Annotated in this window: 23 protein-coding genes; 20 read left to right on the top strand and 3 right to left on the bottom strand. The window is 53.0% G+C overall.

The features are described 5' to 3' along the window. Positions 1 to 161: 161 nt before the first annotated feature. From FE783_RS16820 to FE783_RS16810, 3 genes are all read left to right on the top strand, one after another. Positions 162 to 1,712, top strand: a complete 1,551-nt coding sequence (locus FE783_RS16820; RefSeq protein ID WP_138880540.1) for an extracellular solute-binding protein — start codon at positions 162 to 164, stop codon at positions 1,710 to 1,712. 95 nt (positions 1,713 to 1,807) lie between these two features. Further along, on the top strand, positions 1,808 to 2,707 hold the full coding sequence (locus FE783_RS16815; RefSeq protein WP_138880539.1) for an ABC transporter permease: 900 nt from the start codon (positions 1,808 to 1,810) through the stop codon (positions 2,705 to 2,707). 13 nt (positions 2,708 to 2,720) lie between these two features. Next, positions 2,721 to 3,590: a carbohydrate ABC transporter permease gene (locus FE783_RS16810; RefSeq protein ID WP_138880538.1), complete on the top strand. Its 870-nt coding sequence runs from the start codon at positions 2,721 to 2,723 to the stop codon at positions 3,588 to 3,590. A 77-nt stretch (positions 3,591 to 3,667) separates the two neighbouring features. On the opposite strand, the gene FE783_RS37600 is transcribed toward FE783_RS16810, so the two are convergent. Next, on the bottom strand, positions 3,668 to 3,835 hold the full coding sequence (locus tag FE783_RS37600; RefSeq protein WP_158301862.1) for a hypothetical protein: 168 nt from the start codon (positions 3,833 to 3,835) through the stop codon (positions 3,668 to 3,670). Positions 3,836 to 4,116: 281 nt separating this feature from the next. Here FE783_RS37600 and FE783_RS16805 point away from each other — a divergent pair, with 281 nt between their 5' ends. Then, a complete protein-coding gene (locus FE783_RS16805) occupies positions 4,117 to 5,043 on the top strand; it encodes a methylenetetrahydrofolate reductase (protein WP_138880537.1) in 927 nt (308 codons plus the stop codon). 49 nt (positions 5,044 to 5,092) lie between these two features. On the opposite strand, the gene FE783_RS16800 is transcribed toward FE783_RS16805, so the two are convergent. After that, the gene (locus tag FE783_RS16800) at positions 5,093 to 6,022 is read right to left on the bottom strand and encodes an AraC family transcriptional regulator (protein WP_158301861.1); all 930 of its coding nucleotides are present in this window, start codon (positions 6,020 to 6,022) and stop codon (positions 5,093 to 5,095) included. A gap of 185 nt (positions 6,023 to 6,207) precedes the next feature. Here FE783_RS16800 and FE783_RS16795 point away from each other — a divergent pair, with 185 nt between their 5' ends. The 9 genes from FE783_RS16795 to FE783_RS16760 all read left to right on the top strand — a co-directional run bounded on the left by FE783_RS16795 (position 6,208) and on the right by FE783_RS16760 (position 16,359). Beyond that, complete coding sequence (locus tag FE783_RS16795; RefSeq protein ID WP_138880535.1) at positions 6,208 to 7,068, top strand: phytanoyl-CoA dioxygenase family protein; 861 nt, start codon at positions 6,208 to 6,210, stop codon at positions 7,066 to 7,068. Positions 7,069 to 7,308: 240 nt separating this feature from the next. Further along, on the top strand, positions 7,309 to 7,464 hold the full coding sequence (locus FE783_RS37595) for a hypothetical protein (RefSeq protein WP_158301860.1): 156 nt from the start codon (positions 7,309 to 7,311) through the stop codon (positions 7,462 to 7,464). Positions 7,465 to 7,615: 151 nt separating this feature from the next. Further along, positions 7,616 to 8,554: an ABC transporter ATP-binding protein gene (locus FE783_RS16790; RefSeq protein WP_138880534.1), complete on the top strand. Its 939-nt coding sequence runs from the start codon at positions 7,616 to 7,618 to the stop codon at positions 8,552 to 8,554. Then, complete coding sequence (locus FE783_RS16785; protein ID WP_138880533.1) at positions 8,538 to 9,491, top strand: ABC transporter permease; 954 nt, start codon at positions 8,538 to 8,540, stop codon at positions 9,489 to 9,491. Before FE783_RS16790 ends, FE783_RS16785 begins: the two co-directional genes overlap by 17 nt. Before the next feature lie 299 nt (positions 9,492 to 9,790). After that, complete coding sequence (locus FE783_RS16780) at positions 9,791 to 11,026, top strand: NAD(P)/FAD-dependent oxidoreductase (RefSeq protein ID WP_138880532.1); 1,236 nt, start codon at positions 9,791 to 9,793, stop codon at positions 11,024 to 11,026. A 355-nt stretch (positions 11,027 to 11,381) separates the two neighbouring features. Continuing rightward, positions 11,382 to 12,779, top strand: coding sequence for an extracellular solute-binding protein (locus FE783_RS16775; protein WP_158301859.1), 1,398 nt, complete (start codon positions 11,382 to 11,384; stop codon positions 12,777 to 12,779). 21 nt (positions 12,780 to 12,800) lie between these two features. Then, entirely contained in the window at positions 12,801 to 14,141 is a 1,341-nt protein-coding gene (locus FE783_RS16770) for an ABC transporter substrate-binding protein (protein ID WP_138880530.1), read from the top strand. Positions 14,142 to 14,375: 234 nt separating this feature from the next. Next, complete coding sequence (locus FE783_RS16765) at positions 14,376 to 15,671, top strand: MFS transporter (RefSeq protein WP_138880529.1); 1,296 nt, start codon at positions 14,376 to 14,378, stop codon at positions 15,669 to 15,671. A gap of 286 nt (positions 15,672 to 15,957) precedes the next feature. After that, positions 15,958 to 16,359, top strand: coding sequence for a sugar phosphate isomerase/epimerase family protein (locus FE783_RS16760; RefSeq protein WP_138880528.1), 402 nt, complete (start codon positions 15,958 to 15,960; stop codon positions 16,357 to 16,359). Here the strand turns inward: FE783_RS16760 and FE783_RS16755 are convergent. Continuing rightward, on the bottom strand, positions 16,316 to 17,200 hold the full coding sequence (locus FE783_RS16755) for an AraC family transcriptional regulator (RefSeq protein ID WP_158301858.1): 885 nt from the start codon (positions 17,198 to 17,200) through the stop codon (positions 16,316 to 16,318). The genes FE783_RS16760 and FE783_RS16755 overlap by 44 nt on opposite strands. Before the next feature lie 193 nt (positions 17,201 to 17,393). Here FE783_RS16755 and FE783_RS16750 point away from each other — a divergent pair, with 193 nt between their 5' ends. The 7 genes from FE783_RS16750 (at position 17,394) to FE783_RS16720 (ending at position 24,939) form a co-directional block, all read left to right on the top strand. Then, positions 17,394 to 18,716 (top strand): ABC transporter substrate-binding protein, encoded by a 1,323-nt coding sequence (locus tag FE783_RS16750; RefSeq protein ID WP_138880526.1) that lies wholly within the window; start codon positions 17,394 to 17,396, stop codon positions 18,714 to 18,716. Positions 18,717 to 18,791: 75 nt separating this feature from the next. Then, on the top strand, positions 18,792 to 20,972 hold the full coding sequence (locus FE783_RS16745) for a right-handed parallel beta-helix repeat-containing protein (RefSeq protein ID WP_138880525.1): 2,181 nt from the start codon (positions 18,792 to 18,794) through the stop codon (positions 20,970 to 20,972). A gap of 424 nt (positions 20,973 to 21,396) precedes the next feature. After that, complete coding sequence (locus tag FE783_RS16740) at positions 21,397 to 21,990, top strand: phosphotransferase (protein ID WP_238403111.1); 594 nt, start codon at positions 21,397 to 21,399, stop codon at positions 21,988 to 21,990. Positions 21,991 to 22,135: 145 nt separating this feature from the next. Then, entirely contained in the window at positions 22,136 to 22,213 is a 78-nt protein-coding gene (locus FE783_RS39000) for a helix-turn-helix domain-containing protein (protein ID WP_138880623.1), read from the top strand. 30 nt (positions 22,214 to 22,243) lie between these two features. Continuing rightward, complete coding sequence (locus FE783_RS16730; protein ID WP_138880523.1) at positions 22,244 to 23,029, top strand: VOC family protein; 786 nt, start codon at positions 22,244 to 22,246, stop codon at positions 23,027 to 23,029. A gap of 225 nt (positions 23,030 to 23,254) precedes the next feature. Continuing rightward, on the top strand, positions 23,255 to 23,932 hold the full coding sequence (gene pnuC / locus FE783_RS16725; RefSeq protein WP_238403110.1) for a nicotinamide riboside transporter PnuC: 678 nt from the start codon (positions 23,255 to 23,257) through the stop codon (positions 23,930 to 23,932). Then, entirely contained in the window at positions 23,929 to 24,939 is a 1,011-nt protein-coding gene (locus FE783_RS16720) for an AAA family ATPase (protein ID WP_138880521.1), read from the top strand. The genes pnuC and FE783_RS16720 overlap by 4 nt, the downstream gene beginning before the upstream one ends. Positions 24,940 to 24,967 lie beyond the last annotated feature (28 nt).

Genomic DNA, 24,967 nt, shown 5'->3' with positions numbered 1-24,967 from the left:
GGAAACGAGCCTCCGAAAGGAAAAACATAATGGAAATCGAATGAAACGATTGTGCTGCCGCCCGCTGCGGGATATCGTAGAAATGTAACCGTTCGCAAGTCCCGGCCGGACAGCACTAGCGGGAAAACGTTTTACCAAACCAATAGCAGGGAGAGATTGTCGTGGGCTATATAAAAATGAAGCCTGTCGTGCTTTCCGTCATGGCAGCCGGTATGGCGGTCAGCCTTCTCGGCGGGTGCACTTCAGCAAAGAAAAACAACTCCGAAGCGGGTCCAAGCGGCACGGCCAAACCGATTGAAATTAAATGGGGGATTCACTTCCAAGCGGCGGCGGTCGTCGCCGATACGCAAGTACAGAAATGGCTGGAACAAAAATTCAACGTCAAAATCAAACCGGTCAAAGTGACGGACGCCAGCATCGCATCCGGTGATGTGCCTGACCTGTTCATGCTCGGCGATCCTTCCAATGTATCCGCTTACCAGGGGCAAGGCGTGCTCATGAGCATCGACCCGAATATGATTAAGGAGAAGATGCCGGAATACTACAAAGACGTAGAGCAGTCGAAGGCGCTGTTCCAAACGGTAACGTTCGGAGATAAGCTGTGGGCGATTCCGATGTTTATCGATTTGAAGCCTTACGATTTGACGATGCTGTGGCGCAAAGACTGGCTGGACAAGGTCGGGATTTCCAAACTGCCGGAGACGCTCGATGAGTTCGAGAAGGCGGTGTACGCGTTCACCAAGCAGGATCCGGACGGGAACAGCAAGAACGACACGTACGGCCTGACCGGTACGGCGACGTCAACTTGGTCGACAGGGTTCTATTCGATCTTCGGCGCCTATGGCGTGGAGCCTACCATGTGGCAGGAGAAGAACGGACAGGTCGTGAACGGATCGGTTATGCCGGAGGCGAAGGATGCCCTTGCCAAGCTGCGCCAATGGTTCGCCGACGGCGTCATCGACCCGGAGTTTATAACCGATACGCAGGATACGTACCGCAAGAAGCTGTACAACAATCGAATCGGCGTCATCGAGGAGCAGATCGGCAGGGCTGCGCTTGACGACGGGGCGACCGTCGTCTCGATGAAGGACGTAAACCCGAACGCCAAGCTCGTGCTGGGCAAAAATCCGGCTGGCCCCGGCGGCAGCGGAAGCTGGGATTGGGGGGTCAAGAGCAATTACGTCGTGATCGGCAACAAGGTGAAGGACGATCCCGCGAAGCTGAACAAAATTTTCGAGATTTTGCGGGCGGAGAGCAGCGACGAAGAGACGATCAATATGACGACTTTGGGCGTGAAAGGAACGCATTGGGATTTTGCGAGCAGCGGTGCGGCCTCGGGGGCAACGAAATATTTGCCCGGCTACGAGAAGCAGGAGCAGCGCGATTCGATCGGCGCACGCTTGTTCTCGCTCGGCAATATTACGACGCGCAGCTATCGCGACAAATATTCGAATCCGAAGCTGAACGAAGCGGTCCGCACGTATTCGTCCGCGCCGCGCTGGACCGACGCGCTGCTGTTCGCGGCGCTGCCGTCGGACGGCAAGTATAAGAAAGATTTGACGGCGCTGACGCAGAAGTATTTCGCCCAATTCATCAGCGGGGAGATCCCGCTCAGCGACTTCGACAAATATGTGGCGGAATGGAAAGCGAAGGGCGGAAACGATCTGACTAAGGAAGCGAACGAGATGTATCAGAAGCAGTTCAAAAAATAACCAGATAGCGAAGCGATTTCACGTCCCCGTCGACCAGGCGACCCGCTTTTTCTTCGGGGACGGATCGAATTCGGCTTAAGGACGTGCACAAACCAATGAAGACCATCATGAAGCATCGGGAGCTGCTTGCGCTCTATCTGTTTGCCTTTGCCTTTTTCCTCGTGTTCAAGTATGGTCCGCTGTACGGCGTAATGATCGCGTTCAAAGATTTTCGCGTCATCGACGGCATCTGGGGCAGTCCGTGGGTCGGACTGAAGCATTTTGAAGCGCTGTTTCAAACGGACGATTTCTACCGTTTGCTCAAAAATACGCTGCTGCTGAATCTGTATTTGCTGGTGTTCGCTTTTCCGGCCCCGATCGTGCTGGCGCTGCTGCTGAACGAGATCCGGTCCCGCTTTTTTCAACGTTTCGTGCAGATCACGATGTACATGCCTCATTTTGTCTCTTGGGTCATTATGTCGGGTCTCGTGATCTATTTCCTGTCGCCGACGACGGGCATCGTGGCCGTAATCGTGGAATGGTTCGGAGGAAAACCGGTTTTTTATATGGGGCAGAAAGAGTATTTTCGCTCGATTGTCGTCGTATCGGCCATTCTGAAAGATATCGGGTGGGGCTCGATTATATACTTCGCCGCGCTCTCCGGCATCCATCCGGAGCTGCATGAATCGGCGACCGTCGATGGGGCGAACCGCTGGCAGCGGATGGTTCACATCAGCATTCCGTCGATCATGCCGACCGTGGCGATTTTGTTTATTCTGAGCCTCGGCGGCTTCTTGAGCGCCAATTTCGAACAGATCATCAACTTGCTCAACCCCGTCACCTACGACACCGGAGACGTCATCGACACTTACGTGTATCGTGTCGGTCTTCAGCAATTCCAGTACAGCTACACCGCCGCAATCGGTCTGTTCAAATCGCTGGTAGGGCTCTTGCTGATCCTGGGGGCGAACTTCTTGGTGCGCAGGCTGAGCCGCGGGGAGAGCGGCCTATGGTAGGAGGAGGCGCAGCATGAGAACCGAAAGCTGGCAGGATAAGCTCACAGTTTGCTTGATTTATATCGTATTAGGCCTACTCGCAGTCGTTGTCGTATACCCGTTCATCCATGTGCTGTCGGTTTCGTTCAGCGGACGGGGGGAGGCGCTGCGCAGCGGCTTTCATTGGATTCCGAGGCAGCCTACTCTGGTCGCGTATCGGGAAGTCATGACGTATCCGTTCATATGGACGGGATACGGGAATACGCTCTTCCGTATGGTCGTCGGGACGGCGCTGACGCTGCTCGTCACCGTATGCGCCGCGTACCCGCTGTCGCGCAAAGATTTTCCGTGGAAGCGGGTGCTGGTGCTGCTCCTGCTATTCACCATGATCTTCGACGGAGGAATTGTTCCGAATTATTTGCTAATGAAAGATTTGCATCTGCTCAATACGCGGTGGGTTTATGTGCTGCCTCATGCGGCGAATGCGTTCCAGGTGCTGGTCATGATCTCGTTCTTCCGTTCCATTCCGGATGCGCTCGTCGAGGCGGCAAGGATTGACGGTGCTCGCGATTTGCGCATACTTACCCGGATTTTGTTGCCGTTATCGATGCCGGCTCTTGTAACAATCGGCCTCTGGTCGCTCGTGTATCATATCAATGCTTTTATGGACAACTTGCTTTACGTGACGGATCAAACGAAATTCGTCCTGCAGCAGATCGTGCGCCAAATCCTGATCGAGAACCGTCTGGATCCGTTTACGTCGGCGGTGAACGAGATCCCGCCCGCGCCGGAGAGCCTGAAGATGGCGGCTGTGATCGTCTCCGTGTTTCCGGTACTGGTGGTGTATCCGTTCCTGCTTCGCTATTTCGAGAAAGGAACGATGATCGGCTCGGTTAAAGGATAGCGCCGAGGTATAAAATGAAGACATCTGCCCATTATGCAAGGGGCAGATGTCTGTTTGCTTAAAGAGGTCGCCTCATCTTATGTCCCGCGGCGTATCGCTCTGCCTCCGCTGCCTTTCCCAAAGCCGAAGCCGCCGTTTACTTCTGTCATTTCTTCTTCAGATAACTCTTTAGGAAGATCGATTAACTCGATTTCTTGCTTATCTGCTTCAGATTTTTGCTCAATCGGTTTCTGAACCTCAGACATCCAAATCACCCCGCTAGTTCGATACAACAACTTTATCATCGTCGTATGAATACATCCATCCCCCAATCGGGGTATTCTCGAGAAAGGGACGATGATACGCTAACGACGCGGTCCGGCGGCTGCCCGTTTATCGTGATCATATAGCTTAAGGCTATAACAGGATATAATAAAACCGTATAACGCTATAGCCAATAATATGTGTTATCTTTCTATTATCGGACGATAGACGATACAAGTGATTCACTAGCCGCCCGAGGAATGGACAAGAAGGAAGTGCAGCCATGTTAAAGCAGAAAATTGCTGATAGACAGTCCGGCATCTTGACATACGGCATTACGCCGCCCAAATGGAATACCGACGCGGAGAAAGTGCTGGAAATCTCGCAAAAGCAAATCGCGAGATTGCAGCATCTCGGCCTGGACGGCCTGATCGTATACGACGTACAGGAGGAGGCCGACCGGGTCGAGGAGGAACGGCCTTTTCCGTATTTGCGGACGATTGACCCGAACGTTTACTGCAAAACGTATTTGCGGCAATGGGACGTGCCCAAAATTATATATCGCTGCGTCGGCAACAACACGGAAGCCGAGTTCGCCGAATGGGTCGCCGCGGATCCGGAGCAGGACCGGTTTTCCGTGTTCGTCGGGGCTTCTTCGAGCAAACAACAGGTTCGGCTAAGGTTGCCTGACGCGTATCGGCTCACACGAAGCTTGAACGGCAATTTGACGATGGGCGGAGTCGTCATCCCGGAGAGGCATATCCAAAAACAAGACGAGCATGTCCGGACGGTGACGAAAACGATCGACGGCTGCAAATTTTTCGTCACGCAGGCGACCTACAACGTGGAAGCGTCGAAAAACTTTTTGTCCGATTATTACTACCACTGCCGGCAGCAACAAATCGAGATGGTTCCGATCTTGTTTAACTTGGCTCCGTGCGGCTCGCACAAAACGCTGCAATTTATGAAGTGGCTCGGGATCAGCATTCCGCGCTGGCTGGAAAACGAGCTTGTTCATTCCCACGACATTTTGGATAAATCGGTTGCTTTGTCCCGCGACATTTTTGCCGAATTGTTCGAATTCGGCTTGGAAAAAGGAATCCCGATCGGCTGCAGCGTGGAGAGCGTCTCGACGCGGAAGGTGGAAATCGAGGCTTCCGTTCAATTGGTGAAGGAGGTCAAGGCGATTATGGAAAGTAATAGATCCTAATAAATGACAAGTAAGACACATGCCGGGAAGGTTGTTGAAAAAGTCTTCTTTACACTCGAATCCCATTTTGCGGATTCATGTCGGTGCCGAGAGTTTCGTTCGGATGACGGCACGGAGCACTGTTTCGTTTTTTGTACGACAAGGGCGTCTCCTTAGCCAGCCTCCGGAATTCCCGGTAGAAGGAAGAGGTGCTCTGAAATCCGCACTGCTCGCAGATGTCCTCGATAGGCAAGTCCGTCTGCACCAGCAGCCGCTGAGCAGCTTGAACGCGCAGATGGAGCAGGTACGTCTTGAATCTTTCTCCCATCACTTCGGCAAACAAATGACGGGCCCGTGACGGGCTGAGCGATATTGCTTTGGCGACGTCATCGAGACCGATGTTCTCCCGATAATGGGTTTGGATGTAAGCTAGCCCCGAGCGGACCGTTGCGTATTTGGCATAAACCCGCTGCCATACTCCGTTTGTTTCGGCATCGTAATGGCGCGCAAGCAAGGAGCAGATGTGAAACAACAAGCTTTTGATTAGTGTGCCGTAGGCCGGACGGCGCTCCGCAAGCTCCTCCTGCATTTGCAATATAAGCTTGCCGATTTCGCGAGCTACCGGGAGCTGCGCCGGTATGCGATGCGTAAACCGATCGCGGTCGTACAGGAACGGGCGGAGCAAATGGAAGTCCAACTGCTCGATCGTCGAGGCATGGAAAAATAAAAATAGATTCGAGCAAGTGAAGCCTCTGTACGATTTCGACGTGTGCCGCTCGACATTGTTGACGATGACAAGATCGCCGGGACCGATGTCGTATTCCCGGTTTTTGAAATAAAACACGCCTTTGCCGGAAAGGCAGTAGCATATCTCCAACGTGTCGTGCCAATGCGGAATTTCCGGAATCGTCGGCAACATCCAAGGAACGAGAGAAATCCCCGTCTCCGCGCTCGGTATATGATTGTTCCGTATCGCCTTGACGGACTGAATAATGTCCACTCGCCACAGCCCCCTCATGTTAGCGCCTCTCGGTACCAGTATAGGACCAAGACCTTCGCCATTCAATACATTCAGGAGCAAGCAGCCGTTTTTGGGAATAAAAGAGACGCTGCCGCCATTGTTTCATTTGCTGAAAGTTTTTAAGATGAATTACGATCGGCGATTGGAAAAAAGGAGGGCTTTCTTTGACAACTCATGAGACATTGCCTTACCGCTTCGAATTCGACAAGAACGAAGTGCCGCACATCGTGGAATGCAATGAACAGCACGGCTTTGCCATCGTAAAAGGGATGCTGCCCGGAGCTATGGTGGAAATGCTGAAAGCGGAAGTACGCCGCGTGCTTGAGCCCGTAGTGCAGTCATCCGGGGTCATTACGTACACGCATAACCATTTCATCGAGTTTTCTCCCGTTTACGCGTCTTTAATGACGTATGAGCCGTACATGCGCATCGCCCGCGCGCTGAACGGCGACGAACCGATCTCGTTGAACCGTTCCGCCGCCATTTACAAAAAAGCGGGCTGCGGTCCGATGGCGTGGCATACGGACTGGGGACCTCTCGAGCATCCGTATGATACGAACGCGGTCCTAAACAATTCAGGCGCCAGCTCCATGTGGTTTTATTTGAACGGCATCGACGACGTGCGGGGAGGATTGGCGATTATTCCGGACTCGCATACGGAGGATTGGGATGCTCCCGAGGGTTTTGCGTTTACGGAACGGAAAAAGTCGTTTTACAAAAAGGGCGCCGCGCCTACGCCTCATACGCGGATGGACGATGTGCCGGGATCTATGCCGGTCGTCGCCGAGCCGGGCGACATGATTCTGTTTGCGGAACGGACGTACCATGGAGTATATCCGCATCGAGGTACGGAAACCCGGTTGAGCTGCGGAATGAGCTTCCGTAAGCAAAGCTACAAGCCGGAGCAAGTATGGCCGTTGTCCGATTCGGCGAAGCGGTTCATCGACTTTTGCCCGTCCGAGATAAAGCCGTTCGTCGAAGGGTATATTGGAATGGGTGGGGATTGGACTAGCGTTCCCCGTTAGAGTAACCGGAAATCCGATAAAGCGGCGGAAAGGTGCGCCCGGGACGGCACGACTGTCTCGGGCCTGTTTCCGCTTCGGGGAAGAGACGGTAAACGATGTTGTATACGGTACGAGTATATACGCACATTCAAGGCTGGACATGCCCTATACAGTTAAAATTTCTAGCTTTCGTGATAACGTCGAGATATGAGAAAATGAATCAATCAGGAGACGACATTACTTATTGCGGGAGTGATATTGATGGAGCAGCTGTATAAGCCTATCATTGCGAGTAATTGGAGCGTGTTGTTCAAGCCTGAAAAAACCGGTTGTTATGTGAACGATCATACGCTGGTTCGGGACCGGGACGGATCGTGGCATCTCCATACAGGCATATCCGATTTCACCAGCATGTAAAACATTACGGATCCGCGTAAACCGCGGATTTTTTTATGTCTATAACAATATAAACATGTTTATATATAATAAATAATTATTGAATATCGATAAATCGTGTGTTAAAGTCATAATGGACAACTCCCGTATCCATCATTAAAGGAGGCAGTGTATGAGCAATGAACCTATCATCAGCTTGCGAAATGTGACCAAACGGATCGGCCGGACCACCATCATCGACGATCTTACGTTTGACGTTCCGCAAGGCGAAATTTTCGGCTTTCTTGGCCCGAACGGGGCTGGCAAAACAACGACAATCCGCATGATCGTCGGACTGATGTCGATCACCAAGGGTCAAATATTGATCAGGGGGAAAAATATTAAAACCGAATTCGAGCAAGCGATCCGGCACGTCGGCGCCATCGTGGAAAATCCGGAAATGTACAAGTATCTGAGCGGGTACCATAACCTCGTTCATTACGCCCGCATGGTGCCTGGAGTGACCAAGGAACGGATCGACGAAGTAGTTTCGCGGGTCAAGCTGGAAAACCGCATTCACGACAAAGTGAGTAAGTATTCGCTCGGCATGCGCCAGCGCTTGGGTGTCGCCCAGGCGCTGCTGCACCGGCCGTCCCTGCTGATTCTTGACGAACCGACGAACGGTCTTGACCCGGCGGGGATTCGCGAGCTGCGCGATTATTTGCGGCATTTGACCCGCGCGGAAGGAATCACCGTCATCGTCTCCAGCCATCTGTTGTCCGAGATGGAGCTCATGTGCGATCGGGTCGCCATCCTCCAGCGGGGCAAGCTGGTCGATGTGAAGCCGATTCAGCTTTTTACTCAGGGGAACGACGGGGCTCAAACCTATCTGATCGAAGCGCAGCCTCCGGAACAGGCGCTGGCAGCCATGAGGCAGATGGATGGGGTTTGTGTCCAGGGGGTCAAGCTCGTTCAGGAGGGGCTCGTCGAGGTCGCGATCGAGCGGGAACGCGTCCCGAACATTTTGGCAGAGCTGATGCAGAATAATATTCGCATCTATGGCGTCCAGTTGGTTCGCAAGACTCTGGAAGATCGATTCCTGGAAATAACGGGGGATGAGCAGATTGGTTAATCTGATGCGGAATGAAAACATGAAAATATACCGTCGTGTGCGAACGTGGATCCTGATTGGACTCATGGCCGCTTTTGTGCTTTTTGTCAACATCATGTCATGGCATTTTGATGGAAAAGAGGCGCAAGGCGAAGGCTGGCGGGCGGAACTGATAAAGGAGAAGGAGCACCGGAGCGAAAATCTAAAGAAGCCCGACCTGGATGAAGAGAGTCGAACGTACAACATGCAGCGAATTGCCGTCATCGACTATCATTTGGAGCATAACATTCGCACGACGGATGGCACGATGTGGGATGGCGTGAACGGCTCGGCCGGTCTGGTTCTTGTGATTACTGTCTTCACCATCATCATTGCGGGAGACAGTCTGGCAGGCGAATTCTCGTCCGGTACGATCAAGCTGCTGCTCATCCGGCCGGCCAGTCGGGTCAAGATTCTCGTATCCAAGTATATCTCCTTGCTCTTGTTCGGCATGCTGTTGCTGCTCATTCTGTTCGTCTTATCCGTCACGGTGAACGGAATCTTATACGGCTTCGGCTACATGGATCTGCCTTTGATCGATGTGACTGTAGAAGGGATTATTATCGAAAAGAATATGGTTCTCAACCTATGGAAAACGTATGTTTTCAACACCGTATCCACGGTCATGTACGTTACTATGGCCTTTATGATTTCATCCGCCTTCCGCAGCAGCACCATGGCGATCGGGTTTTCGATCGGTGCCCTGTTTGCGGGCAATATTCTTCTGGAGGTGCTGCACCGGTTCGATTGGAGCAAGTTTCTGTTGTTTGCGAACACCGATCTCACCCAACACCTGACCGGACATCCGTTCCAGGAGGGAATGACGCTTTCTTTCTCCATCGGGGTGCTCGCCGTCTATTTCCTCGTATTCAATCTGATCTCATGGATCATGTTCACGCGAAGAGACGTGGCAGCATAACGCCCGGCATCGCCGAGAGACACATTCTTCAAAATCAATCGCGGGTGTGCCCGGGCTCTATGACGTAAACGTGGGCGGGAAACGATAGTTCAAAGCCAACTGCTGCCGGATCGTGCCGGCAGCCTTTTCTTTTTAGCGCCGCCGAAGTTGTCATCCGGATGACAAAAGTGGTGACAACACGTTCCAAGAGATGGGTCGTTCGTTGCTATGTTGCGGATAGCGATTTCCCGATAATGAAATAAGCCGACACTGCACTCCTTGTGGCGTATGAAGCGCAAAAAAAGAGAAGGGATGATCGTATGAAAAAACATTACGATGTTATCGTCGTCGGGGCTCGGATCGCCGGCTCGTCGCTCGCCTACGAATTGTCGAAAGCGGGCTATGATGTACTGTTAGTGGATAAGAGCGCATTTCCGAGCGATATTTTGTCGACCCACAATTTTTTTGGAAACTCTGTTGCGATGCTGCGGGAGATGGGCGTCCTGGAGAGCCTGCTGCAAACGGGCGCACCGCTGTATAAACGGGCGGTCGTTCAATTCGAAGATGCCGTCATCGACGGAAAGTTCCCCGAAGTGGACGGAGAGACGGAGTGTTTGTGCATCAGACGAACGCATTTGGATCATATCCTGTTCGATCATGCATCTTCGCAAGACCGCGTCACTTCGATCGAAGGCTTTCGTGTTACGGATGTAATTCGGGAGGGGAATGCGGTAACTGGGATTTCGGGCGTTCACCGCAGCGGAGAAAAGGAGAAATTCTCAGCCAAACTTGTCGTCGGCGCTGACGGTCGCCGCTCGACTTTGCGGGGGCTCGTGAACAGTAAGCGCAAAATGGCCGTGCCCACCGACTTTGCTTCCTATGTCGGCTACTTCGCGGACTACGCGCAAGAGGGCGACATGCATGCGGAGCTGTACAAAATCAGCGACAAAATCGGCATCGTGTTTCCTACGAGCGACAATTTGTACGTCATAGGCGTTATGTTTCCGCTGAAGGATCAAGAATGGGGCGGGCGGTTCGCTCAATCTCCGGATACGGCGATGCGCGACCTGATCGACAGCGGTTTTGCGGACTCCCCCTTGCCGGCGCGGCTGCGAAAAGCATCGCTTGTCGGCTCGATACGAGGGTTGCGCGGCTACGATAACGATTGGTATCAAGGGATGGGTGCAGGATGGGCGCTCGTCGGCGATGCCTTGTCGTTCAAAGATCCCGCCGTCGGGCAAGGGATGCAGGATGCGCTTTACGGCGCGCGAATATTGACCGACGTTCTAACCCGTTATGACGACTGGAACTCCAACTGGGAGGAGATGATCCATAGTTACGATAGCTTGATGGAAGCGAAGATGAAGTCGCGCTTCTATATGGCGTGCCAGTTTACGAAGAATGTCCCGTTTACGCCGGAGCAGCGGCTCGTCAATCGGTTGATCGCCTCTCATCCCGAAGCGACCGAGGCTTTTCTCGGCATTTACAATCGTGCGGTTGAGCCGGAAGAATTCGAACGGATGATCGTGAGACTGCTGCCGGGATCGCCGGTGTGAGGGACGAAACTCTCTTTCCTCAAACAACCGAGCAAAACTAGCCGTCGCCGCACCATTTCATTAAAAGTCGCAAATAATGCGGCTTTTTATTTTTAACCAATGCACTAATTATAATATTAATGTAATCCAATGCATATAATTAAACATTGACTTACCAAAACATGAACAATATAATTTCTGTGTAACGGTACCTTGTATTAGATTAATCCAAAGTATGTTCCAATGTATATGATGACGTAAATGTATAATCATATATGCATTGGTGGCTTGCGGAAGTCGAGGGGGTGCGGCTTATCGATCGGACGTGATAAAATAATCACGGATGTTTATGACCGTGCAGAAGGGGAATTCAACCATGAAAGTAAGACCGACAAACGAACAATTCCGAGAAAAATTGGAGCAGGTGAAGGTTGCGCTGCGGAGCGAAATTATAGATGGAAAATACGCTCCCGGAGAATTTTTGCCGTCGGAAGCCTCATTGGCCGAGGCATTCGGGATGAGCAACAGATCGCTGCGCAAAGGTCTCGACTTACTGGTTGAGGAAGGCTGGATTGAGAAAATTCCCGGAGTGGGCAACAAAGTGTTGACGCGTCAAACCCGCGTCGTGCTGAAGCTGGTGTGCAATCAGGTTACTCATCGCAATTTGCTGCTGTCCGAGCTGTTGAGCCGCTTTCAGGCGCAATACCCGTGGATTTCCGTAGAGACCGAACTGTATTCTGAAATACCGGGCCCCGATTCCGTCAAGAAAATCGACCTGGTCATGATCGATAATTTTCAGTTTTTACAGGCGATAGAGAGCGGGGGCGCGGAGAAGCTGGAGCCGCTTCCGGTTCATACCGGCATCTTTTCGGCGGTTTCCCGGCCGTTCTTTTATGAAGGGCTGCCCTATATGCAGCCGATCATATTTTCGCCCATAGTGCTGTGCTACAATAAGGCGCATTTTCGCGAAAACGGCTTGCAGGAACCGAACGGAAGCTGGACATGGAACGATTTGGTGCAAAGTGCCGAGCTGCTGACTAACGGCAACGGCCGGTACGGCTTTTGCTTTCACGGGCCGGGCATCAACCGCTGGCCGGTATTTTTGCTGCAAAGCGGGGAGCGGTTCGAATGGTCCGGGCGCAAGCCCAACTCGCTTCGCGGCACGAAACTGCTAGAGAGCTTGAAGCTGTTCCGGTCGATCATCGAAAACCGCAACATGTTTCCGCTCTATTGGTCCGAGGACAGTCGCGAAATCAATCAGATGTTTCTGGAAGGCAGGCTGTCCATGACGCTTAACAGCTATATGGGGTTCAACCAGTGGATGGATGCGGACCCGGACGCGATTCCGGACTTCGATATTTCTCCGGTCCCTTTCATCGACGAGCCGAGAACGCTGGTCATCGCTCTTGGTTTGGGGATCGTCCGGCATACTCCGTACATGGAAGAGGCGAAGCTGTTTCTGGACTTTATGACTTCCTTCGGGACGCAGCAATTCATCCGTGACGAAACGGTCAGCATCCCGAGCCTGCAGGCTGTGCATTCGACGATAGCCCCGAGCTCGATGCAACGGCCGAACCGTTATCCGTTGTTTCGCGAAATGCTGTTTTCGTACCGCTCCTACAGCGACCTGAATATTCCCGCTTCGGCGTTTTCGAAGCTGTACAACCATTTTAAAGCCTACTGGGCGAATATTATCGACGAAGACGAGCTGTGCGCCAGAATCGACAAAACCCGGTTCGGCGAAACGGACGTCAGACAATCAATCGGCACGTAACCAGCATGGGAGGGAATCCATATGATCATGAAAAAAACGGGATTGGTATCTGCGGTGGCGGCTATGGTGGCATTGGCCGGCTGCGGCGGTGGCGGAGGAAATAGCGGCAAAGAAGCGGCGGGAAGCAACGCTCCGAAAGGTGCGGAGCCGCAAGCAACGCAAAGACCGGCCCGAAACGGACCGCTCGACATTACGATGTATACGGCGGGCGGATCCGTTACCCAGGAGGCGTTCGACGACATGTACGGGAACGCCTTGCGCAAAAAGTTTCCAGACGTCACCTTTACGTATATCCCGAATTCCAAAGGATCGCAAATTCAGGACATCATCACTTCGGGCACGAAAATCGACGTTATGTTCGATTCGATCGGCTATCAGGCCACACTCCGAAATTTGGACATCCAGGCGGACTTGACCCCGTTCATCAAAAGCTTCAATCTCAACTTGAGCAAATTCGAACAAACGACGATCGACTACCAGCGGAATAATGGAAGCGGTTCCATGCTGGGGCTTCCCGTCTGGACCGCGACCGCCGGCTTGTACTACAACAAAGATATATTCGACAAATTCGGAGTCGCCTATCCGAAGGACGGCATGACGTGGAGTGAATTGCTTCAGCTGAGCAAACAGCTTACCCGGAATGACGGGGGCATTCAGTATGTCGGCTTTGTAACGAGCCAGGCTAGCCATGCGACGACCAACCAGCTCGGACAGAAATTCGTCGATCCGAAAACCGGCAAGGCGCTGCTGGAAAGCGACGGCATGAAAAAAATGCTGAGCACACTCGCGTCTTTTTATCAAATTCCCGGGCCGACCTGGAACAGCACGAACCTTGCGGTCGCAGCCCAGCGGGCGATGTTCGAAAAAGACCGTACGGCGGCCATGTACACGAACTATAGCGGCGGCACGCCTCCGGCGGATATGAACTGGGACGTCGTTTCCGTGCCTTATTACGACGATGCCAAAGGAGTCGGCGCGCAAGCGTACCCGGCGTACTTATCGGTTTCCAAGCTGAGCAAAAATCCGAATTTGGCCTTCGAAGTAATCGAATATTTGGTGTCGGAGGAATACCAGCTGGAAAATACGAAAAAAGGCCGCGCAACCGTGCTGAACAATCCGGATATATTGAAGCAGTATGGCGCGAACGATCCGAAATTCAAAGGGAAAAACATCGCCGCCATGTTCCCGCAAAAACGCGCGGCACTCGGCGACTACTCGGCGGAAGAATCGGCCGCATCGGCGCAATTTTCGTCCGCGTTCAGCGCCGTCGTTCTCGGCAACAAAGATGTGAACACCGCTCTGCGGGAAGCGGCGGAAGCGGCGAACAAGGCGATCGAAACGCTGCAGGCGGCGAAGAAATAGGCGAACGCTCGACGGGTAACTTCGGATAGCAATGAGGGTACACGTTTGGAACTTGCATTGATAGACGACATGAGCAATAGCGCTAAAAAATCCCCATAGTATGGGGATTTTTTGTTCAAAACTACTATCTATACCATCGAACATTTGTACGATATAATAACCGTGTACCGCCGCGAATAGGCAGTTTAGGAGATGCGGCCGGAAGACTAAAGCGCACAATCGGAGAGAGACAGCATGGGAATCGAGCGGCGGTCCGTACAAGATGATCGAAGGCTTTCAAGAGAAGCGCGCGTCACACTAGTGATGCAGGGCTTGTTCATATTCGCGCATTCGATGGCGGGAACATTTTTAAGTTTGTATTTGTGGCGGCTTACGCACAGCTTATCGATAAACGGCATTTTTAATATACTCCTTTACACATTTACCGCTGTCGGCTTCGTCGTCGGAGGGAAGTATGTAAAGCGTAAAGGCACGATGACCGTATATCGGCTAGGCATTGCGCTGATTTCTTTATTTTACTTCGCAGTGGTGGCGGCCCGGGAGCGGGTCGTCGATTACTACCCGGTGTTCGGCGTGTTTTTGGGCCTGGCGGGCGGGTTTTATTGGATCGGTTATTGGACGCTCTCGTACGTCGTATCGGACGAGAAGAACCGGCTGCGGTATATCGGGCTTAGTTCGCTTACGTCCACGATCGCAACTTTGGCGGCACCCCTTACAGCTGCGGCTATATTCAGTTATTCCGAGGGTCTGCGCGGGTATGTGATCTTGTTTTCCGTCGCGCTTCTCGTGTTCCTGTGCGCCGCTGCGATCAGTACGCGGATCAAGGTGCCGGACACTAGAAGGAAAACTTATTATTTGAACCATATGGCTTCGCTCGTACGCAGGAACGCTTCGTTCAGGCGGTCGCTGATCGGCAATACGCTGCTCGGGGTGAAGCAGGGCGCGCTGCTATTTCTGCCTCCGATCCTGCTATATCAGGTGCTGCAGGGAGAGAACAAGGTCGGCGTGCTCAATGCGGCGCTCTCGTTTCTCGCCATTGCAGCCAGCTACTTGTTCTCCAAGTACGCGACGGCCGGCGGGACGAAGATGTACTTATTCGTGACGGTGACGCTTTACACGGCGGCTTCGTTGCTGCTCGTGTCAGGCATTTCGGCTTGGACGGTCATCACATTCCTAGTTATTCACTCGATCTGCGGTCCGATTAAAGCGGGTACGTACGACGGGTATTACTATAGGCTGATCGGGACGCTTCCGCTGAAGGGTGAGCTGCGGGTGGAATCCATGGTGATCCGCGAGGTATGCTGGAATGCAGGCCGCGCGTCCTTCCTTCTGCCGCTGCTATTGTTCGTCCCCGACTTGGAAACCGGTCCGCTGGCATGGATTGTTCTCGGCGCGATGGTATCGCAATATATGCTGGCCATGCTTCTGGACAAACGTTTTTCTTCTGCGTCTGCTATTGCATCTCCGACCGCGGGAGACGAGGCGGGGCCCAAGCAGGCGACGGGCGTTAGACGCGGGGCAAACGGTTAAGCCGAAGATATTTCGAAGGACAAGAACCTTAACTATGCAAAAGTCGCATATGATGCGGCCTTTTCCTTTTCAAGCATCACCTATCCGATCATTTTCGAACAAGCACGACCTGCGGCAATTACAACCGCAGGTCTTTCTTCATTCGCGGTGAAATCGCCATCTAGAGCCGGACAACAAAAAATGATAACTTCTTCCCCGAATGTTGTCTAGAACGGAATCGCCGTATTTTCTATGATGGAAATGAGAACGGAGAGCGACGAGCACTCCGGAAAGGGGAGGAGGACCTATGAAAATCGGATTAAGCTCCTACTGTCTCGTCCGGGCGATGCGATCCGGGGAGATGACGATCGAAGACGTCATTCAGTGGACGGCGGACCAAGGCGGAGCCCATATCGAAATCGTACCGGTCGGCTTTGCGGCGGACGGCGACTTCGACTGGGTCGATACGGTACGCGCGAAAGCCGAGCAAGCCGGAATCGCGATTTCGAGCTATACGATCGGCGCCGATTTCATCACGGACAGTAGGGAGCTGTACGAGGCGGAGATCGAAAGGGTATGCCGGCAGGTGGACCGCGCCTATCGTCTCGGCGCGAAGCGGCTGCGGGACTATGGGAAGAAGCATGAGCGCACTTCATGCAGCGGCGTCAGGAAAGCGGAACGAACCGTTTCCGGTATTCCATCGGCGTGAAGCCGCTCTGCTCCTTGAATACTTTGTCGAAATAGTTAATGTTGCAGAAGCCGCTCCGTTCGGCAATTTCGGTCACCGGTATTTCCCGATCGACAAGCAACCGCTTCGCCTGATCGATGCGAATGCGGGTCAAATATTGGACGGGCGGGATGCCGAACGTTTTCTTGAACATGCTGGAGAAATGATACGGACTCATATTGACCGTTTTGCATACGGAATCCATGTAAAGTTTGCCGGCGTAATAGCTCTCCATATAATCGAGCGCAGGCTTCAGTCTGCGGTAATAGGCGGCGTGCTTGCCGGGATCGCCGCTTCGCGGATCGTGTTGATGCAGACGAAGCAGAGGGGTCATCATCCGGTACAGACACGACAAGATGGCGAATTCGTAGGCGGGCTCCTGTCCGGTAAATTCTTCATACGCCTTGTCCATCGCCCCGGATAGTTCCTCCCATTGCGGATCGTCCGGCGTATACCGGTTGCGGATCACGTTGGCGCCGCCGAGCAGCGAGAACGTTTGGCGCATCTCGAGGTTGTCCGCCGCGAGGAACAAGATCGATTTGTCGAACACCATGCCCAGCAAGACGCCGTCGCCGTACTCCCGCTCGTTCTGCCATGTCGTGGCGGAATGGATCTGATTGCTGTTGATGAAGTAAATGTCGCCCTTGCGCGTTTCGAACGTTTGGTTGTCGATGTGCAGCGTAACCGGCTCCCGCAAGATACGGATAAACTCGAGGTGCTCGTGCCAGTGGGCGCGCACCAGATGGGGCGTATGCCGCTGTATCCCGATTTTGAACGGAAAGCGCTTCCCTTCGAACGTTTCTTTTTTCTTCATGATTTCCATGACATACCGCCTCCCCGCCGACGTTGACAGCCCCATTGTAGCATAAAGAATGGGGAGCTACGCGGAAATCGAAAAAAACGGTAACTTTTTCACCGAAAATTAGGGAACCGTGCAAGCCGGATGCAAGTACCGCCGATGTGTCAGTACAAGTGGGCCACAAAATGAAAGCGATTACAATTGAGGGGGATTCACAATGTCTGCTCAACGATTGCGCTTATTGGCCGTTACATGCTTTGCCGTCGCGGTGACGGGATGCTCCGGAGGAGTCGGCAGTTCCACGCCAACATCGCCGCCCGCCGATAGGCAGTCCGGAAAAGTCGAGGTGTCCACGGAGCCGGTCACCTTGAACTTTTATACGGAAGGGAATTCCGCCGTGCTCGCCGATCAGATCGGAGCGCTCGTGGCGAAGAAGTTTCCGCATATTAAGCTGAACACGACGGTGGGAGGGGGTACTATCAAAATCGAGAACGTCGTCGGCGCCGGCCAGGTGCCCGATCTGATCTCGTATTCGCTCGGCGGCGTGACGAAGCTGAAGGAATTGCAGCTCGTCACCGACATGACGCCGCTGATCAAAAAGCACGGCTTCGACTTGACGCGTCTCGCCGCAGGGGTGGAGGAAAACGTCCGCTCCTTCTCGGACAATGACGGACGCTTTATTCTGATGCCGTTCGAGCTGAACAACAACGCGCTGTTTTACAACAAAACGATTTTCGACAAGTTCGGGACCGCATACCCGAAAGACGGCATGACATGGGAAAGCTTGCTCGATACGGCGCGGCAAGTGACGCGGATGGACGGAGGCGTGCAGTACAAAGGCTTCCGGTTCGAGGAGACGAACCTCGTGTTCAAAAACCAGCTCGGCCTCTCCTTCGTCGATCGGGGCACGCTGAAAGCTTCGGTCAACAATGACGGCTGGAAGCGCTGGCTCGACACGATGACGGCATTCCATGCGATTGCGGGCAATACGTTGAATACGAGAGTGTCCGAGAAGGACGAATTCATCAAGGAGCAAACATTGGCGATGCGGACCGGACCGAACTATATGAGCGAACTGCCGGCCGTCGCCGGCAAAGGAGGCTTCGACTGGGACGTCGTGTCGTTGCCGGACTTCAAAGGCTTCGAGGGCAAGGGCTCCCAGTTTAACGCGCCGTATTACGCCATCCCCCCGACTAGCAAATACAAGGATCAGGCGTTCCAGGTGATCGAGTATATGATGTCCGAAGAGGTGCAGACGATCATGTCGAGGCAAGGCCGGCTGCCGATCGTCAAGAGCGACAAAGCGAAGAGCGAGTTCGGCGCCGGAATCGACGGCTTGCAGGGGAAAAACTTGCAGGCGTTCTTCAAAGATACGGTCGCCAAGCCGGCTCCTGCGACGATTTACGATACGATCGCCAAAACGACCATGGTCCGCAAAGGGATACGAGGCATCGCCGTAGACGGCAAAGACGCGAACACCGCGCTTCGGGAGACGGAGGATGAAATCAACAAGCAGATCGAGGCCGAGAAAGCGAAATGATGCGGCAATTCGCCAGAGCGCAATAACGGCAGGTCGCTCGGAGGCGGTCGCCGAACTATAAGGAGGGACCTAACCATGACCAATCACGACTCCGATTCGAAATGGAGCAGAAGAACGTTGTTGACGAAGGCGGGGGCGGCGGGTGCCATCGTGGCGTCGGCGGGCCTGTTAGGCCATGCGAGTCTGGAGCAAGTCGCTGCGGGCGCCTCGGTAACAAGCTCGGTGTACGGAGGCGATGGCGGGGCCGGCTGCTGCTGCAAGCGGGTAACATTGGCCGAATTACGGACAGAACCGGCGCCGACAGCCGAGGTATTATACTTGGTAACCGATCCGGGACAAGAAGGTTGGTTTGTGTTCGATTCGTCCGACACGGTATCGGCGGACAATACGGGGACCGTAGTCGTGTCGACGGACGGGAGCCGCTACAAGCGATTGTATGACGACATGATATCGCTGAAATGGTTCGGAGCGAAGGGCGACGGCGTCACGGAAGATACGGCTGCGTTCCAGGCGGCTTTCGATGCGGCGGCGGGTCGCAAGCTATTCGTCCCGAAGCAAAGAGGCGGCTATTATTTGAGCCATCAGCTGTTCATTCGGAGCCGTACGACCGTCGAATTCGAAGCCGGCACGATCGTGCAAGCCGTCGATACATTGAGCGTGACGGCTCCGTACGAGAAGCTGTTCCGCCTGCTCGACGTCAGCGACGTGCGGATCATCGGCAACGGCGCCGTACTGCGGATGAACAAAGCCGCCTATACCACCGGCGAGCATGCCCACATTTTCGATATTAGCGGATCGTCCAACATCACGATCGAGCATGTAAACGCCAACGATTCCGGCGGAGACGGCTTCTATATCGGTGCCTATCAGTCCGTGAACACGGTGTGCCGCAATATCGTGTTTGTAAACTGCCAGGCTGACAACAACAGGCGCCAAGGGATGTCGATCATTTCCGCGGACGGCTTGCTTGCGGACAACTGCCGCTTTACGAACACGATCGGCACGGCCCCGCAAGCCGGAGTCGATATCGAGCCGAATCATCCGGGCGACCGACTGCGCAATATCCGTTTCGTCAATTGCGTCGCCGAAGGGAACAAGTCTCGCGGCTTCATGACGATGATCAAGAAGCTAAGTCCCGCGAGCGAGCAGGTCGACATCGTGTTCCAGAACTGCGTTAGCCGCAACAACGCCTTCGGGTTCGCGACCGTGTACGGCAAGGACGGCTCGGCCGCCGCCAAAGGCGAAGTGAAATATATCGACTGCAGGGCCGAGTACGAGAAATGGTCGGGATTTTTCGAATTGTCCAGCTCGGCCGACAGCGTCCGCACGACTTATGTCCGTTGTACGGCGTATAATTGCAATGTCAACAACGGAACGGGAGCGGCCTATTCGTACGCGGCGTCGTTCTTTATCAGCTCGGTAACGTCGGAAGCGAGAGCGAGCGTGGGCAATTCGCACTTTTACGACTGCCGCTCCATCGACGACCGCAGTCCGTCGCTTATTCGCCGGGGCTTCGCCACGTACGGCTACGAAGGCTTTGAGGTCAAGGATTTGGTGTTCCGGGAATGCGAATCGATCGGGCATACGGTAAGTCCGTTCCAATTCGATGAGAATACCCGCAATATTCGCGTGGAACAGTCGTCGCCCTATGTGTATCCGGTATCCGCATCCGGAACGGTCAGTCTGAACTGGCTCGGAGGCGTCATTACGAATGCCGGTGCAACGGAAACGATCGAACTTGCGCTTCCGCCGGCCCGGGAAGGATTCGGTTATACGTTCCGCGTAGAAGCGGCCCATGCGATCCGGCTTGTACCGCAGAGCGGCGACGTTATTATGTCCGCATTCGGCACCGGTTGGGATGTATCGTCTGCCGATATCGGCGACTCGCTGACACTGCATGGGCGGGACGACGGCGGCTGGCTTATTTCGAACTGCAGGGGCAGCTGGCTTCCGCTCTCCGCGCCTCACGTCAAGCTGCCGTACCGTACGGTGACGGCCGATACGACCCTGGACGGCAGAGACAGCCAGCTTATTGCCGACGCATCGGTGCAGCCGATCGTCGTTACGCTGCCTCAGGCTTCCGACGCAGCCGGCATGAAGTTTGTCGTGAAAAAGCTCGGTCCCAGCGCGAATGCGGTCCACATCCAAACAACCGGCTCCGAGCCGATCGACGGGGGCGGCGCTTCTATTACGTTGAGAACGGCGGGGGAATTCCGCAGGTTGTTCAGCATTGGGACGGGTTGGATTACCGTCTAAACTTTGACCGAATTGGATGGAAACAAAGAGCCGCAAAACGCGGCAACATATTTGCTAAGAAAAACGCGCGCATGGTATCATTTAGGAAATCATTGGAGGAGGCGGTTATATGGTTAGCAAAGTCGCAGCAATAGAGGGACATCAATCGAGGGGAGTTCGCATCGTGGCCCGATAAACTGCGGGAATCCCCTTAACTGCGAGAGGGGTACTTTTTTTGAACGATCGTGCCGAAGTAAATTCACGGAACGAAGAAGAAGTCGTATTGTCTGTAGACAAGTCCGTTTCTCGAAAGGAAAACATAGTGCTTAGGCCTTCCGGTCCATGGACAACATACGTGTTTTCATTACTACGACATTTAAAGAATGCGGGCTTCACGTCAGTCCCGTCCATTATCGGTTCCGGGCTAGATACGGAGGGCCGAGAGATGCTGAGCTTTATAGAAGGGGAGTTCGTACACCCCGGTCCATGGAGCGATGACGCAATCGTGGAAGTGGGTAAGATGCTGCGGAGACTTCATGACGCGACCGCGATGTTCGAGCCTGCCGCCGATGCCGTATGGAAGCCATGGTTCTTGAGAGATCTTGGCGGACCTCATTATGTATTCAGTCACGGTGATATTGCACCTTGGAATATGGTAACAAGAGAAGGATTTCCTTTCGCCTTAATAGATTGGGAGTTTGCCGGTCCTATTGATCCGATGGTAGAACTTGCGCGAGTGTGCTGGCTGTTTCCCCAGCTTCATGACGACGACGTAGCCGAGAGGGTTGGGCTCCCTTCACTTGATGTGCGAGCGCGACAACTTCGCCTTCTGGTTGATGCTTATGGCGTTGATCCGATCCAACGACGTTCATTGTTCGACCTTATCCTGGAAGTAGTTATACGTGAAACTGCTGAAGAAGCTATCGAAAAGCAGGTTACTCCGAACTGTCATGGTCCACTATGGGGATTGGCTTGGAGAGCACGAGCCGCATCATGGATTGTGCGTCACCGAATCGTTTTACAAAAAGCGCTTCTATAGAACCATTGGGTCCAATTTTGCCTTGCCGTGAAACATTATGCCGTATGACAACTCCGTCATCGGCTTTTTTTCATTTCAAGTTCTTTGACAAAACAAACATTTGTTCCCATTTCTGTGGTATCATAGACGCGGGAGATGAACGGCCATGTTACGAACGTATAAGTATCGTTTGTATCCCACAGCAGAGCAACAAGAAAAGATTCAATCGATCAAACTGCAATAAAAAAAGATGCCATAAAAGGAGTGGATGTAAATGACAAAAGAAGGCTTTCAGGGACATGTCGCCTACTTACATTTGCCGGTAACCCGGATGGACGAATCGCTGGCTTGGTACGAGCGGCATCTTGGAGCGAAAATATCGGGAAAACCGCATGACGATCTCGGTTTTATCGACTTTCCGGAAGGGCCGAACGTGCTGCTGCCCGGTACGAACCAGCCTGCACGATCGGCGTTCTATCTAGGGGATGAGCGCAAACAGGCGGCTGGATTTCGAACGACGCGGATTGAAGAGCTTCATCGTCATATGAAGGAGGGTGGTGTACCGCTTGAGCCGATCGTTAGCTATGGGCATGGTCTTTTCTTTTACTTTGACGATCCGGATGGCAATTTTTTTATGGTGCATCAACTACCTGACGCGGTAAGTAGGGAAGATGATCCGCTGGTCGAAGGGATCCGCTACATCGAAATGCCGGTTTATGATTTGGAACAGACAACAGATTGGTACGTAAACATCTTGGGCTTCAACAAGACGTTGCCGGGCAATCCGGATCTTGTTTTTCTTGACAGAGAGCCGGGTCCAAACTTTCTGATGTGGCGATCGCAAATCAGAACGAACTTGAACGTGTATCGAGGCGATGAAGTCACTCCTTTTATCGGATTTCGAGTCAAAGAAATGGACGAGCTACATAGGTACCTGAGAACATCGGGCGTCGCTGTTGGCGAGATCGAAGACGCCGGGACGTTAGGTCGGTTTTGCCGGTTTACCGATCCGAACGGAAATTTGTTTATGGTGCACGAGCCTTCTCAAGCCAAATTGTAAGATGGAACTTTATACGGAATGATTCACTAACGGGCTCGACAGCGCGGTGATGGATCCGATCCATCTCTTTTTTTCGTTGTCGTGGTATTTCTCGACAAATGCAGGGGGATGCATCTTCATGTTTTACTTGCATCTACCTTGCTTTTTTGTTATCTTTGATATTAATAAATTGTTATTATCAATATGATACTAAGATAAAATTGAATGAAAGCTGAGGGGATCCAAGTGAATACAACATGGAGAGGATGGAACTTGTTTGAAATAGCCTGGCTGGCTTTGTTTACATCGATTGCCGTCGGGTTTACGGTTATTTCTAAAGATTCCTTGCTGGGGTTTACGGTCTTTATCACCGGGGTTCTATGTGTGGTGCTCGCGGCGAAAGGCAGCCTGATGAGTTATGTTTTCGGGATGTATAATACGGTCGGTTACGCATACTTGGCTTATGTCAACGGTTTATTTGGAGAGGTCATGCTGAATCTGCTATTCTTTGTACCTATGAATGTCGTTGGCTTCTACATGTGGAAAAATAACCGCCAAGACGGCAAATTATCCATGCGCCGGATGGAGCCTAAGGGTCTGCTTCAAGTAGGAGCAGTCTGTATAGCAGGCTGCCTGCTGTTGGGAAGCGGGCTATCTTACATCCCGGGGCAGAACTCGCCATATATCGATGCTATTACGACCGTATTATCCATCGTGGCCACCGTTTTAATGGTCAGAAGATTCAAGGAACAGTGGCTCGTCTATATTGTTCTGAATATGTTCACGGTACTGCTATGGGTGATCCGGATGCTGGAAGGCAGTGGAGAAGGGTTGCTGATGATCGTCATGTGGAGCGCGTATCTGGTTAACGCGGTGTACGGCTACTACAATTGGAGCAAAGGGACCAGGGAGGTGTCGGCATGAAGACACTTGGATTAACGCTCGGGAAGTTTGCCCCGCTGCATAAAGGGCATCAATTCATGATTGAAACTGCGCTGCAAGAGGTCGATGAATTGATTGTGGTAATCTACGAGACGACGGTGACTCCGATTCCGCTTCATATTCGGGCGAACTGGATTCGCAAGCTGTATCCGGCGGTCCGGGTGATCGAGGCCTGGGACGGCCCGGACGGGTATTCGAACGACCGGGAGCACGAGATTCGGGAAGAACAATATATACTGGCTCTTCTGAAGGGCGAGCAAGTGACGCATTTTTACTCCAGCGAGTTTTACGGGGAGCATATGAGTGTCGCATTAGGCGCGGTGGACCGGCGGGTGGATGAAGCCCGTCAGCGGGTACCGATTTCGGCTACAATGGTCCGTTCCGATCCTTTCAAGCACCGCGAATTTATAAGTGATGTCGTGTATAGGGATTTAATCACGAAAGTGGTGTTTGTGGGAGCGATGTCTACCGGCAAATCCACAATCACCGAAGCGCTGGCGCGGCGGTATCGCACAACCTTTGCGAGCGAATACGGGCGCGATTATTGGACCGAGCATCAGGTTGATCGTAGAATCGGCCTGGAAGCGTTCGATGAAATCGCAGTGGGCCATATCGAGCGGGAAGAGCAGGCTTTACTGAAAGCGAACCGGTATCTGTTTGTCGATACCAATGCGATTACCACATATATGTTTGCCCTGGATTACCAAGGCCGGGCACCGGAACGCTTAACCCGGATCGCCCTGGAAAACGCGCAGCGTTACGATCTGTTTTTCCTGTGCGACGATGATATTCCTTACGAGGATACATGGGATCGCAGCGGGGACCAGAAGCGGCATATTTTCCACAAGCAAATCATTGCGGATTTGAAGGAGCGTCGAATTACCTTTATCACTCTTCGGGGAAGCCTAGAGGAGCGCATGCGCAAAGTAGACGAGGTTTTGGCTAAGTTCGAGCCCTACCGGAACTATTTCGGGGAACTGAACGGTTAGCATATTCAAAATCTATAGAACAAAGGAG

The sequence above is a fragment of the Paenibacillus mesophilus genome (genome assembly GCF_005938385.1).
In the GTDB taxonomy this organism is placed as follows: domain Bacteria; phylum Bacillota; class Bacilli; order Paenibacillales; family NBRC-103111; genus Paenibacillus_AB; species Paenibacillus_AB mesophilus.
Note: the sequence above shows the minus strand (reverse complement) of the source record. Positions and strands in the feature narration are given on the sequence as shown.